Origin of the sequence: Dorea sp. AF24-7LB, from assembly GCF_003478575.1 — a bacterium.
In the GTDB taxonomy this organism is placed as follows: domain Bacteria; phylum Bacillota; class Clostridia; order Lachnospirales; family Lachnospiraceae; genus Dorea_D; species Dorea_D hominis.
In genome coordinates this window covers 77,524-90,023 of record NZ_QUFR01000009.1, presented here as the reverse complement: position 1 = coordinate 90,023, position 12,500 = coordinate 77,524, and the positions used below count along the sequence as shown (strand labels likewise).

Genomic DNA, 12,500 nt, shown 5'->3' with positions numbered 1-12,500 from the left:
TAACAGACAATAAAAGCGGTTTAGAGGAACGCGGGTGAGAAAATGATAAGACTCAGAGATATTCTTGCCATGGATATATTTCGGGATTTTAAGATTATAGCCGGGAAAAACGGCAGTGATCGAGAAGTGAAAACGGTCAGTGTTATGGATGCGCCGGATATTTATAAGTGGATGAAAGGCGGTGAGTTTTTGATTACATCTGGTTATGTAGTCAAAGATCAGCCGGAATATTTAGCTTTTCTAATTGAAAATCTGGACAAACATGGAGCATGTGCTCTGGGAATAAAGTTAGACCGGTTTATTTATGAATATCCGCAAGATGCAATAGAAAAGGCAAATAAATTGAACTTTCCCATTATTGCTATTCCATTCGAATTTGCATTTACAGATGTGATCAATCCAGTGCTGCAGGAGGTGATTAATCATCAATCCAGAATCCTGCAGTATTCGGAACGAGTGCATCAGGCTTATACAAAGATGGTATTGGAAGATAAAGACATTTCTACTATTTTATCTTTTCTGGAAGAACATATTCATCAGGAAGCCGCATTTGTAGATACCTGTTTTGATAAAACTTATTATACGAAAGACACCGCCCAGGGGAGAATAGAAGAAACAGGGCGGTATCGGATTCATATCAATGAAGAAGAATACGGATACCTTGTATTTGGAAGTAAATGGAACGACTATGATGAATCCTTTCGGGATTATTATCAGATTGCGATTGAGCAGGCGGGCACTATTTTAATATTAAAATTACAGAAAAAACTTACAGCGCGCCAAATTGAAGCTGATTACAGAGAGCAGTTTGTGCAGGACATGTTAACCAGAAATATTAGCTCTAAAGAAGAAATCATAAATCGTGCGATGATCTATAACTGGGATTTTTATCTTGGTGGAGTCGTATTTATTGTAGATATTGATCATTTTAAAAAACAGTATTTAAAACATCTGGATGAAAATGTAAACAGACGTATGATGGAAATGATGACACGGGTTTTGTTAATCAGCAAACAGCGTGTCGGACAGGAATATGCACACTATGTGTATAGTAAATTAAGTGATCAGATTGTATTTATTATTACGGAAAAATACGAGGATGAAGAGACGTTTAGAGGAAACTTAAAGAAACTGGCAAAGGAAATTAAAGATGAGATTGCTCGTGTAATTCCATTTACGGCGACTATCGGAATTGGAAATTACAGAAAAGATATAAGCCAGATTCATGACAGTTGGGAAGAAGCCAGAAAAGCGATAGAAATTATCCGTAGTATGGAACGTGAAGATACGGTTGTATTTTATGATGAACTTGGGATTTTTAAGTTGCTGTCACTGGTAAGTCATAGTGCAGAAGCGAAAGAGTTTGAAAAACAATATATCGAAAAAATTTGTACATATGATCGAAAGCATCATACAGATATGATGGATACTTTTATTGCTCTGGTAACGAATGGATGGAATTTAAAAGTAACTTCAGAAAAGTTATTTATTCATTACAATTCTATGAAATACCGATATCGTAAACTGGGAATGATATTAGAACTGGATCTGCAGGATCAGGAAGAACGTTTAAATCTGGAACTCGCATTGAAGTTATATCAGATGCATGAAAAATAAAAATATACAGCTAATAAATTTTGTAAATAGGAATTTATTAGCTGTATATTTTTTCGAATATTTTTCGCTGTTGTCCACTTGGTACAATAATTTACTGAGAAAATAGTATCAAAAAGATGAAGAAAGTCAAAATAAAGTCTGGTATACTACGTCACATAAATAACAATACAGTATTCAAAGAAGGAGGCAGACAAATGTACGAAAACAAAGTAGGATTTTTGGACGGAGCACTGGCAACTGTAAAAAAGAATCAGATGCAGGATACAATCGGGCAGATACAAAAGAGCGGACGGTTAATTTTAAAGGGCGGACATGTTGTTGATCCAAAGAATAAAGTAGACAAACAGACCGATATCCTGATTGCAGATGGGATTGTCTGTCAGGTCGCAGATGATATCGCAGCAGAGACCGGTGATCGCGTAATTGATTGCGAAGGACTTACTGTTATGCCGGGATTGGTTGACATGCATTTACATCTTGGCGATTTATTTGAAGTAAGTACAAATCCAATTTTCTGTGCAGCAGAAGATGGCGTGACATTAGGATTATCACCGGGAGCCGGAAATACATTTATGGCACCATCTCTTCTTGGTGCGGAAGTAGATCATGGAGTTCCGATTAACCTTGGCGTTTATCTTGGAGCTGCAAATGTACTTGGAACACAGATGTCAGTAGATGAGTTGATTCGTATGTTTAAAGGCGAGATAGATGCAGATACATTATCTACAAAGATGACAAGAAATGGAATTACCAATACAACGGCTGCTTTAACGGTTGGAATTAAAGATCATATGGGACATTTTATTATGTCTGATGAAAATATTGATAAGATTTATGAAATTACTTCAAAAGCAAATCTGATTTATATGTCCCATACACAGGACCCAGAACATGCGGAAAGACTGGTATCACTTGCAAAAGGACGTCCATTACATCTGGCACATGCTACAGCGGCAGGATGTGGAACACACATGGGAGCAGCAGAAGGTATGAAACGTGTTCTTGATCTGGTAAATGGAGACAATATTTCCGCAGAGTTTGTTACAACCATGCTTCGTGCAGGACGAGGAAGTCGTGAAGGGCTTCAACTTCCAAAAGAATCGCAGAAATTAGCATATGATGCATTGGAATCAGGAAAAGTAAAGATTCTGATTTCGGATGGACAGAATCAGGGAACAATGAAAGGATTCGGGGATACACGAGATAATATTCCGGCTATTATAGAACTTTCACAAAGTGGAGTTTTAAGCCTGAGTGATGCAGTTGCGACAATGACCTGTAATCCGGCAGCGTTAATCGGAAATAGAACAGCAAATAATTGGTGGACAGATAAGATTGGTCATCTTGGTGTTGGCGCACTTGCAAATGTTACAGTTGTAGATATGGACGATAAACTTGCAACGTACACAATCGTAAATGGAGAAATTGTATCCTTTGAAAACCGTGCGGTGAGAAGAAACTGTGGAGCAGGTGGATGGATTAGCAAATTTGGTATGGTAAGAAAGACCGGAGTAGGTGAGCTTGTAATGTTTTCGTACCAGAAATAAAGGGGAGAAGACAGTTGAAAAAAGAAAATGATAACAAGTATGCACAGATAACAACTGAACAATGCAAACAAATTCTTCAGAAATTGGTGCAGATCAATACTTGCCAGCCGGAAGGAAATGAAGGGAAACTTGCGGATGTCATATTAGAAATGTTACCAGAAAACATCGTATATAAAAAAATTAATCATTCAAAAACCCGAGCGTCTCTGATCATAAAAGTAAATGGAGAAACAGAGGAAGGCGGTATCGCATTTGTCGGTCATATGGATACGGTTGCATGTGGAGATTACAGTCAATGGAGTTATCCGCCACATGATGCTATTGTAAAAGGTGATATTCTCTATGGACGCGGATCTGCTGATATGAAGGGTGGAGACGCGGCCATGATATTGGCATTAAAATGGATGCTGGAAACAAAAAAAAGACCAAAGAAACCTATTTATTTCTGCTTTACTGCGGATGAAGAAAGTAAGGGAAGCGGAATTTGCGGAATTGTAGAAGATGGTACGGTGAATAAAGTTGATGAAATAATTATATGCGAACCTTCAGATGAGAAAATAGGTACTTGTGAAAAAGGTGCATTTTGGTTGAAAATTACGGTGCAAGGGAAGCAGTCGCATGCATCCAGACCAGACCTTGGGATTAATGCTGTTGAGTATGTAGAAAAATTAGTCGCAGAGTTAAAAGAACAAGTGGAAACCGGGGAGCTGCATCCGATTCTGGGAACGACAACAGCATCCGTTACAAAACTGTGTGGCGGAATTATGACGAATATTATTCCACCAACTGCAGAAGCAGAATTGGATATACGCACAGTTCCGGGAGTCAGTCATGAACATATTTTAAAATGTACAGAAGAGATTGCAGACCGATTCAGAAAAGAAATACCGGGAATTCAAATTACCATTGAAGTGATGAATGACAGACCGGCATTGGAGACATCAAAAGATAGCCCGCTGGTGAAACAGATCATGAAAACAGCACAGATGGTGGGAATTTCAACAGAAGATAAAGGACATTATTTCTATACAGATGCATCACAGATCATTCCTGAAATATCTGTACCATTTGTAATCGCAGGACCAGGAGATGATGCACTTGCACATTGTATTAATGAACATATTTCTCTGGAAAGCGTAAGAAGATATGCAAAATTGTATCAGAAATATCTGGAAAAATATTATCTATGAGGAGGTAAAAATGGGTGAGACAGTAAAGACGAAAGAAAAAATGACTGGCGCATTACCGGGATTTATCATAAGTATAGTCATTGGATTTGCATTTTATTTTGGCTTAAAAGCAATAAGCGGTAATAATGCAGTATTTGATTATAATAATATGATTTCTGGAATTTTGGATTCTGTGCCAAAACAGATTGCCTGGTTCTTTATGAATTTTACAGAAGCACAGTTTTATGCAAGTGTATTTGCCGGAATAGGAATTATACTTGGAGGAATTGTAGCATGGATATTGGCGATCAAAAATTCAAAATATGCAGGATTTGATGTCTGCTATGGAAGTAGTACCTTATTCCCGTGGGTGTTGGCATCACAGCTCATCTCCCTGGGACTGGCAATTTTTGTATTTCGTTATATTAATGGATTTGCAGATTCATCCGTAACATGGATCGCAACATTTATTACTGTAGTAGGTGCTCCACCGGCAGTTATGTTGCTTTACGGTCCAAGCGTTCCGGCATTATTGACATCTTCCATTATCGGTGGTTTAATCTGTGCCCCTACTGCAATATGGATTGGAAACGCAATTGTGACTCCGTGGAAACTTCCGGGAGTCGTAGCAAATGTGTCAACGATGGCAATTACGGGAATTATTGTATGTATGGTTTGTAAGATTCTTCCGTGGGTAAAACCTGTGCCGGTGAAACCACATCGGACGGAGGCAGCACCGGCAGATGATGTATATAGTACAAGCTGGTTTGTACGCAGGGTTTTTGCAGATTTTACAGAAGCACAGTTTTATGGAAATGAAGTGGCATCTGCATTTTTGCTGGCAGGCGCAGTGATTGGCGCAATCGTATGTGGAAATCATGGAGCATATGGCTCAGGAGCTGTACCGGCTATAATTTTATCACAGTTTGTCGGAGCGGCAACGGGAGTGTTCCTGTATGCAGGAAAATTTGATAATGGTGGCTGGTATGCAACGTATGTTCCGGTTGTCAGTGTCGGACCGGCATGTGTTCTAATGTATGGTGCGAATATTCCGGTAGCGGTATTTGCAGGTGTTCTCGGTGGAATTATAGGAGGACCGATTGCACAGTTTTTCTCAGAAAAACTGCCGGAGGGTGTACATGGAACAGTAGCGAATGTAACATCTATGACAATTTCAACAATTACGGTATCTGTTGTAATCAGTGCTCTTCCATGGTTTTAATTAATGGATATTATTATTAAAAAAAAGATACTATAAAAAGAAAATAAAAAGAACCATTGCGTGATAGATAGATTTCGATGTAATATCTATTACACAATGGTTCTTTTCTCTATTATTTTTCACTTGGTGAATAATTATTATAGCATGAAAAAAAGCAAATGAATGAAACAGATATTTTCAGCAGGTTATTCAACATAATTGGCAGATAAAAACAGAGAAAATAAGTCAGAAAATAATAATATTGTAAAGAAATAAAGGAATCAAGAAACAGGAAGGATTTTGAAATCATGAAAGAAATGTCATGGGAAGCATTTGAAAGGCAGTTTCCTGTACAATTAAATGAACAACAAAAGCAAGCGGTAAAAAGTGTAGACGGACCGATACTTCTCTTAGCAGTACCAGGATCCGGTAAAACGACCGTACTGGTTACAAGGCTTGGATATATGATTTTCTGTAAAGGAATCGCACCGGAGAAAATCTTGACAGTGACATACACAGTCGCAGCAACAAAAGATATGTCCAGGAGGTTTGCATCTTATTTTGGAGAAGAACTGGCTGAACGGTTAGAATTTCGCACAATCAATGGAATCTGTGCAAAAATTATACAATATTACAGCCGGAGTGTCGGTAAATCTGCATTTGAACTGGTGCAGGATGAAAAGATCATCCTTCATTTTCTGATAGAAATCTATCAGGAAACAGAACACAGTTACCCGACAGAAAGTGATCTGAAAAATGTGAGGACATTGATTACATACATAAAAAACATGATGCTGACAGAAGAAGAAATCCGGCATTTAGAAGAAAAAGAAGAATTAAAATTGTTGGAAATCTATCAGGCATACTGTGTAAAAATGCGGAAAGAAGGTCTGATGGATTATGACGACCAGATGGTATACGCTTACAATATGCTTCGTAAATTTCCTGATTTACTGGCATATTTTCAGAGACTTTATCCGTATATTTGTGTGGATGAGGCGCAGGATACATCCAGAATTCAGCATGCAATTATAAAACTTCTTGCATCTGGAACAGAACAGTTATTCATGGTGGGGGATGAAGACCAGAGTATCTATGGCTTTCGTGCAGCTTATCCGAAAGCATTGCTTTCGTTTGAAAAAGATCATCCGAGAGCAAAAGTACTCCTGATGGAAGAAAATTTCCGTTCTAATGCAAAAATCGTAGAAGCGGCAGACCGGTTTATTCAGGAGAATCAATTCCGACATGAGAAACATATGCGGGCATCAAAAAAAGCAGAAAGAGAGATACGGGAAATAGCTTTGAAAAGCAGAAGAGCACAATATCAGTATCTGTTAAAAGTAGCAAAACGTTGTGAAATCCAGACAGCTGTTTTGTACCGGGATCATGAATGTGCAATTCCGCTTATTGATCTTTTGGAACGGCAGGAAATTCCATATCGGATGCGGAACGCAGAAGTGACTTTCTTCACGAATCGGGTTGTTCTTGATATTGTTCATATCATTCAATTTGCTGCAAATCCGAGCGATGAAGAACTGTTCCTGCAGATTTATTATAAACTGAGACTATATTTAAGCCGGAAAGAAGCGTTGGAAATTATAGAAATCAGCCGTGAAAGAGATTTGCCGATCTTGGATGCTGCGCTTGTAAGTTCCAAGCTTGATGAATATAAAAAAAGCAATGCAAAAGCAATGCGAACACATTTGAAACATCTGTTACAGGAACCGGGTGACAAGGCAGTGAATCGCATTACAAATTATATGGGGTATCAAGATTATTTACAAAGAAACGAAATAAATGACAGTAAGCTGGAAGTTGTGAAGATTATTGGGAAATTAGAGCCTACGGCAGAGGATCTGATCCGGCGCCTGGATGAATTGAAAGAAATCATTCAAACTAAGAAAACATCGGAAGACTGTCCGTTTATTCTTTCTACGATTCATGCAAGTAAAGGGTTAGAATATGAAATTGTATATATGTTAGATGTAGTGGATGGGATCCTGCCGGCACAGATCCCGAGGAGCCTTCATAGTTCAAAGCCTTCTCGAGAAGAAATGGAAACATACGAGGAAGAGAGACGTTTATTTTATGTAGGAGCAACAAGAGCGAAGCAGGATTTACGGCTTATGACAACGAATCGAAAGAGCAGTTTTTGCGAGGAACTTCTTGGAAAACAAGAGAAGACAAACACTCGCTCCGGGAAAAAAGAAAGCGTTTATAGTAGCTTGTCGAACAGCGCAACCGGAAATAGAAAAAACGGAAACAGATCGAATAATAGTAGGGCAGGAAGAAATGGGGAGCCCGCAGGATATAAGAAAGACGGGGTATATCTGACATATGCATCTCATGCAGCCAAAAAAGATTCTGCTACTGGAACGCAGCATAAGATAGAAAAAATTCATCCTGGCATAACTGTTGTGCATCGGAAATTCGGAACTGGAACCGTGATTGCTGTAGATGAAAAGAATGTGCAGATACGGTTCAAGGATAAGATACGAAAATTAAACCTGGCAGTTGTTGCAAGTGGAGGGTGGTTGCAGATATAACTTCTATATCAGGGGAATAGGGGTAGATAATTCCCTGATACGGAAGTATATTTATAGAGACAGAATCCTTATACTTAGAATCAACAAAAGTAAAAAAGACAAGCATTTCAATTACATTTTCACAAAATGCAATGTCATAAGGAGGAAAAAACGATGAAAGAGTTTAAAGAGATTGAAACAACAAAGGAAAACGGAGAAACAAAAATGAACATGAAAGAAACATCGAAAAAAGCAGCGAAAAAAGTGAAAACAATTTGTATTAGCCTGGTTGTTGGAATTGTCATTGGAGCAGTTGGTGGAATTAATATTTACAATTCAATGACTAAGACAGAAGTTACCAATGATTATATTTCTGGAAAACTGGAAGACGTTGGTGAACTCGCAACACAGCAGGTTACCTATTCGTCCACAGAGCAGATGGAAGATGGAAGTATTCCGTTTATTAATAAGAAAAGTTTTTTGATGCATTACAGCGCAACTTTAAAAGCCGGAATCCAGATGGATGAGGTGAAAGAAAAGATTACAGACAAAGAAGTAATTGTTACGATTCCACATGCAAAAGTGTTAGGAAAACCACAGGTGGATCCGGATTCCATCAAGTTCATGGATGAAAAGAGAGCCATTTTTAACTGGCAGACAAAAGAGGATGCCAAGAAGGCAATTTCTTTAGCAGAAAAAGATATAGAGAACAATGATGATATAGATACATCCTCATTTCTGGAGAAAGCAGATGACCATGCAAAAGAACTGATCCATAAGATCCTTGACGGCTCGGTAGGCGGACGTAAGGTCGTAGTACAGTTTAAATAGAGGTCTGATTTTTAATGGTGAGCCCGTCTACTTCAAAACAAGTAAGCCATGGATAAGTTACATAATTTACAGAAATATCTCCCGTGGCAATAACTCCATCAGAGCGATAATACACATTACCAAGAGGACTTCGCTCGCAGACATAACCATCTGCCAGTAAGTCCTCTTTTTTCTTATCAGTAAATCCTACTGATATCTCCAGACGCGGAGGCGCACATCAACTGGTAATCTTTTCTATCGAGAGAAGAATATCTTTGTGATTATATTTCTGCATATAAGCGATAGCTTCTGGATTGAGATGAACCATATCGTGTGCCCTCCTGTCTGAGTTTATGTTTATTAATTTCCATTATAAACGTTCAGAATTATCGTGCAAGTGGATATATTCAGCAACAGAACGGTCGAATGTTTTAATGTGATGGAATAACCAGTCTACAACGTTACGTTTTACCTGTTCAATAAATTGCTCATTCGGACCTTCATTTTCATTGAGAAAATCATACAGCTCCTGAATAGATTTCTTGAACTCTTCATGTTTTGCATGATGATTTGCTAGCTCAGGATATGCAACTTTTTCCTGAAGAGTCTCTTCCTCTTTAAAATGAAAATCTGTATATGCGTCAAGATAATCGAGCATTTTAATTGCTTTTATTTTCCCGTCGCCGGATTCACAGGCAGTCACAAACTGCTGGATACGATCAATCAGTTCTTTATGCTGTGTGTCAATTGTTTCATTCCCTGTAATTAAATTATTATCAAAAGTAATTGTCATAATAAAAACCTCCGTATTTTCGTTGAAAGACTCATATATCTGCCCTATAATAGCTATTAACAAAGATCCGGGTTCATATCCTTAATTGCCGGGCATATCAGAGAGAAGGGCAAAATATATGAAATTAGAACAGTTGCAGATATTTCATAACCTGACAGAAGATGAGATGCAGAAAAGCTTGATCTGTTCTCAGGCTGTCGTACAGAAATATCAAAAAAATGAATATATATTCAGGCAGGGTGACCGCCCTGAAAAACTTTATTTTCTGTTAAATGGAGATGTGGAAGTCGGCAGTATCAATCTGAATGGTAAAGTCACAAGAATCGGTCAGGTAACAGAAGGAGAAGATTTTGGCGAAATTGAATTGTTTCTCCATCAATCGGCTTATTCGGGCTATGCAAAAGCTAAAAATGAAGTAAAAGTTCTGGAAGTATCGAAAAATTTTTTTGGAGGCAGATGCGGAAATAATTGTGTTCATCACAGCAAAGTTGTTTTCAATATGCTTCAGGTCTTTGCAGAAAAAGCCGATAAAAATAATCATCAAATTGAAGTACTGACCAGTGGAAATCTCCGTCAGCGAGTTGCTACATATCTTCTGGAAAACTGCAATGCAGATAATCAAGTGAATTTGCAAATGAATCGTGAAGATCTTGCATCTTATCTTAATACAACCAGACCATCGTTATCGCGGATGCTTCTTAACCTTCAGGAAGAAGGAACGATCCGTCTGGCAGGTAGAAAGACAATTGAGGTTTTGGATCATGCGTCTTTGCAGTTAGAAGAATAGCGCAATTGCTTTACATCAAACGGAACTTGGTTTGCCCGGAAGAAGCATTAAGCTTCTTCTGGAACAAATACTTCTTTTCCCATTCCACAGATCGGACATACCCAGTCGTCCGGCAGGTCTTCAAAAGGAGTTCCCGGTGCAACACCATTATCTGGATCTCCAACAGCTGGATCATATTCATAGCCACATGGTTCACATACATATTTTTTCATAATTAAAATCTCCTTTTTTTAATTTATAAGTTAAGGTGTTGTTTCTTAACTTGTGATTGTAGTATAACGAAGAATGAAGAAAATAGATGTAACAAATGTTACGAAAAGGAAATTATTGTAAAAAGTTTAAAAATATCCTTTAAATATCTTTAAAAATATCCGTTTGAGGACTTTTTATTGGACAGCTATGGAAATAGAGTATAACCAGTGAGAAACAGATAGGGAAAACCAATACTTATTTTGGAAGGAGAACAAGATTATGAGAAAAGAAGGACATAGCAGCAGAGGATTTTTTGGAAATATTAATCATTATGATGCCAGCGGACATAAAATCGGAGAGAGCCGGAGAAATTTCTGGGGCGGCATGACGAACTACGATGCCAACGGACACAAAATCGGAGAAAGCAGAAGAGGCTTCTTTGGCGGTGTAAATCATTATGATAACAGCGGGCATAAGACAGGACATAGCAGTCCGGGATTTTTCAGCGGTGTGAATCATTATGATAACAGCGGGCATAAGACAGGACATAGCAGTCCGGGATTTTTCGGTGGCTGGAATCACTATGATGATTAACCGGGATTCGGGAAGAGGGCAGAAGCTATGAATGAAGACAATTTTTACCGATGATCAGATTCATGACAGACTTGTCGGAAAGTATGATGAACTGTTTGAAAATTGTGTAATAAAAGAGAGACCAAGAGCAGATTATGAGTGGCCTGATACAAATGAAGAAAGGAGTTTGCCGATGAAAAAGAAGTGTGAAGTGAAGATAGATACGCCCTATGATAGAAGAGAAAATGACTGGCTCGCATTTGCCAGACAACAGGCAGAATTTTATCAATATGCCAAGCAGTATATTGCAAATCTGCAAATAAGAACAGAAGAGATTGACCAGGAGATTGAAGAGATTGAGGATATTTTACAGGTTACGGAGGGAGAGCAGAATGATGCCGAATGTGAGACTATACTGACAGAAGAGCCGATGGTGGGGTAAAAGAAAAATGATTTATTTAAGCAGTTTTAAATTAAGCGACAGGAAGATAAAGAATCCCAATATTTATCCATATTCTGTATTCCGAGATAAATACACAGAGCCATTTGTATTTGCACCAATTACGATTTTATATGGAAATAATGGATCTGGGAAATCTACGATATTGAATCTTATAGCGGATAAGCTAGAGATAAAAGGCAGGGAGCGGGCAACAAGCAATTCTTTTGGAATAACAGATTATGTGGAACAATTTATAGAAGAATGTGGCATTGCATATGGAGAAGATGAGGATGGAGAGCCGTACTACAAGGTTCCGGATACCAGCCGTTATATAAAAAGTGAAGACGTCCTTTATGAAATTAAAAAGATTCAGCAAAGGAAGGTCTTAGGCGAGGGAATGGTTTATGACATGGTGCGGGAAGGCTGGAAGAAGCAGGAAGCGGAGAAGTTCCTGGCTTCAAAAGATGGCTATATGCAGAAACAATATATTGAATTTGCACAGGAAAAATATTCCAATGGTGAGACATCCATGCAATACTTTGATGCATATCTCCAGCCGGACGCCTTATATTTGTTGGATGAGCCGGAAGTGTCACTGTCGCCTGCCAATCAGGTGAAGCTCGCAGAAGAGATTAATAAGTTAGCCAGATTGCTTGGATGTCAGTTTATTATAGCAACACATTCACCTTTTATGCTGGGAACACTGCAGGCGAAGATCTATAATATTGATTTGAAGGAATACGAAGTTGTAAAGTGGAGCAAGTTGGAAAATATCCGATATTTTTACGATTTCTTTAAGAAGCATGAAGGGGAATTTGAGTAAACGATAAGTTCATATCTAGGG

Annotated in this window: 12 protein-coding genes; 10 read left to right on the top strand and 2 right to left on the bottom strand. The window is 38.3% G+C overall.

The genetic code is table 11. The features are described from left to right. Nucleotides 1-42: 42 nt before the first annotated feature. The 6 genes from DWY31_RS10015 to DWY31_RS09990 all read left to right on the top strand — a co-directional run bounded on the left by DWY31_RS10015 (nt 43) and on the right by DWY31_RS09990 (nt 8,890). A complete protein-coding gene (locus DWY31_RS10015; protein ID WP_118520371.1) occupies nt 43-1,617 on the top strand; it encodes a PucR family transcriptional regulator in 1,575 nt (524 codons plus the stop codon). Between the two features lie 194 nt (nt 1,618-1,811). Further along, nucleotides 1,812-3,164: an amidohydrolase family protein gene (locus DWY31_RS10010; RefSeq protein ID WP_117538021.1), complete on the top strand. Its 1,353-nt coding sequence runs from the start codon at nt 1,812-1,814 to the stop codon at nt 3,162-3,164. Between the two features lie 14 nt (nt 3,165-3,178). Beyond that, complete coding sequence (locus tag DWY31_RS10005) at nt 3,179-4,354, top strand: M20 family metallopeptidase (protein ID WP_158575510.1); 1,176 nt, start codon at nt 3,179-3,181, stop codon at nt 4,352-4,354. A 10-nt stretch (nt 4,355-4,364) separates the two neighbouring features. Next, nucleotides 4,365-5,555: a hypothetical protein gene (locus tag DWY31_RS14200; protein ID WP_118520367.1), complete on the top strand. Its 1,191-nt coding sequence runs from the start codon at nt 4,365-4,367 to the stop codon at nt 5,553-5,555. A 287-nt stretch (nt 5,556-5,842) separates the two neighbouring features. After that, complete coding sequence (locus DWY31_RS09995) at nt 5,843-8,080, top strand: ATP-dependent helicase (RefSeq protein WP_021860307.1); 2,238 nt, start codon at nt 5,843-5,845, stop codon at nt 8,078-8,080. Nucleotides 8,081-8,233: 153 nt separating this feature from the next. Next, complete coding sequence (locus DWY31_RS09990) at nt 8,234-8,890, top strand: DUF4230 domain-containing protein (protein WP_158575509.1); 657 nt, start codon at nt 8,234-8,236, stop codon at nt 8,888-8,890. Nucleotides 8,891-9,239: 349 nt separating this feature from the next. Here the strand turns inward: DWY31_RS09990 and DWY31_RS09980 are convergent, their stop codons facing one another. Further along, nucleotides 9,240-9,662, bottom strand: coding sequence for a bacteriohemerythrin (locus DWY31_RS09980; protein WP_118520363.1), 423 nt, complete (start codon nt 9,660-9,662; stop codon nt 9,240-9,242). Between the two features lie 118 nt (nt 9,663-9,780). Between DWY31_RS09980 and DWY31_RS09975 the strand changes: the two genes are divergently transcribed. Then, nucleotides 9,781-10,449, top strand: a complete 669-nt coding sequence (locus DWY31_RS09975; protein WP_118520361.1) for a Crp/Fnr family transcriptional regulator — start codon at nt 9,781-9,783, stop codon at nt 10,447-10,449. 47 nt (nt 10,450-10,496) lie between these two features. Here DWY31_RS09975 and rd read toward each other — a convergent pair whose 3' ends face one another. After that, nucleotides 10,497-10,661, bottom strand: coding sequence for a rubredoxin (gene rd / locus DWY31_RS09970; protein ID WP_021860312.1), 165 nt, complete (start codon nt 10,659-10,661; stop codon nt 10,497-10,499). 259 nt (nt 10,662-10,920) lie between these two features. Between rd and DWY31_RS09965 the strand changes: the two genes are divergently transcribed. The 3 genes from DWY31_RS09965 to DWY31_RS09955 are packed head-to-tail and all read left to right on the top strand — an operon-like array spanning nt 10,921 to nt 12,479. After that, the gene (locus DWY31_RS09965) at nt 10,921-11,235 is read left to right on the top strand and encodes a hypothetical protein (RefSeq protein ID WP_243060531.1); all 315 of its coding nucleotides are present in this window, start codon (nt 10,921-10,923) and stop codon (nt 11,233-11,235) included. 31 nt (nt 11,236-11,266) lie between these two features. Further along, nucleotides 11,267-11,656 carry a hypothetical protein gene (locus tag DWY31_RS09960; protein ID WP_117538028.1) on the top strand — a complete coding sequence of 130 codons (390 nt, stop codon included), beginning with the start codon at nt 11,267-11,269 and terminating at the stop codon, nt 11,654-11,656. 7 nt (nt 11,657-11,663) lie between these two features. After that, entirely contained in the window at nt 11,664-12,479 is an 816-nt protein-coding gene (locus tag DWY31_RS09955) for an AAA family ATPase (RefSeq protein WP_117538029.1), read from the top strand. Nucleotides 12,480-12,500: the final 21 nt, after the last annotated feature.

What these genes read in the sequence shown, in the direction of transcription:
- DWY31_RS10015 (WP_118520371.1), top strand. Translation starts at nt 43, where the DNA reads ATGATAAGACTCAGAGATATTCTTGCCATGGATATATTTCGGGATTTT.
- DWY31_RS09990 (WP_158575509.1), top strand. Translation starts at nt 8,234, where the DNA reads ATGAAAGAGTTTAAAGAGATTGAAACAACAAAGGAAAACGGAGAAACA.
- rd (WP_021860312.1), bottom strand. Translation starts at nt 10,661, where the DNA reads ATGAAAAAATATGTATGTGAACCATGTGGCTATGAATATGATCCAGCT.
- DWY31_RS09975 (WP_118520361.1), top strand. Translation starts at nt 9,781, where the DNA reads ATGAAATTAGAACAGTTGCAGATATTTCATAACCTGACAGAAGATGAG.
- DWY31_RS09965 (WP_243060531.1), top strand. Translation starts at nt 10,921, where the DNA reads ATGAGAAAAGAAGGACATAGCAGCAGAGGATTTTTTGGAAATATTAAT.
- DWY31_RS14200 (WP_118520367.1), top strand. Translation starts at nt 4,365, where the DNA reads ATGGGTGAGACAGTAAAGACGAAAGAAAAAATGACTGGCGCATTACCG.
- DWY31_RS09980 (WP_118520363.1), bottom strand. Translation starts at nt 9,662, where the DNA reads ATGACAATTACTTTTGATAATAATTTAATTACAGGGAATGAAACAATT.
- DWY31_RS10010 (WP_117538021.1), top strand. Translation starts at nt 1,812, where the DNA reads ATGTACGAAAACAAAGTAGGATTTTTGGACGGAGCACTGGCAACTGTA.
- DWY31_RS09955 (WP_117538029.1), top strand. Translation starts at nt 11,664, where the DNA reads ATGATTTATTTAAGCAGTTTTAAATTAAGCGACAGGAAGATAAAGAAT.
- DWY31_RS09960 (WP_117538028.1), top strand. Translation starts at nt 11,267, where the DNA reads ATGAAGACAATTTTTACCGATGATCAGATTCATGACAGACTTGTCGGA.
- DWY31_RS09995 (WP_021860307.1), top strand. Translation starts at nt 5,843, where the DNA reads ATGAAAGAAATGTCATGGGAAGCATTTGAAAGGCAGTTTCCTGTACAA.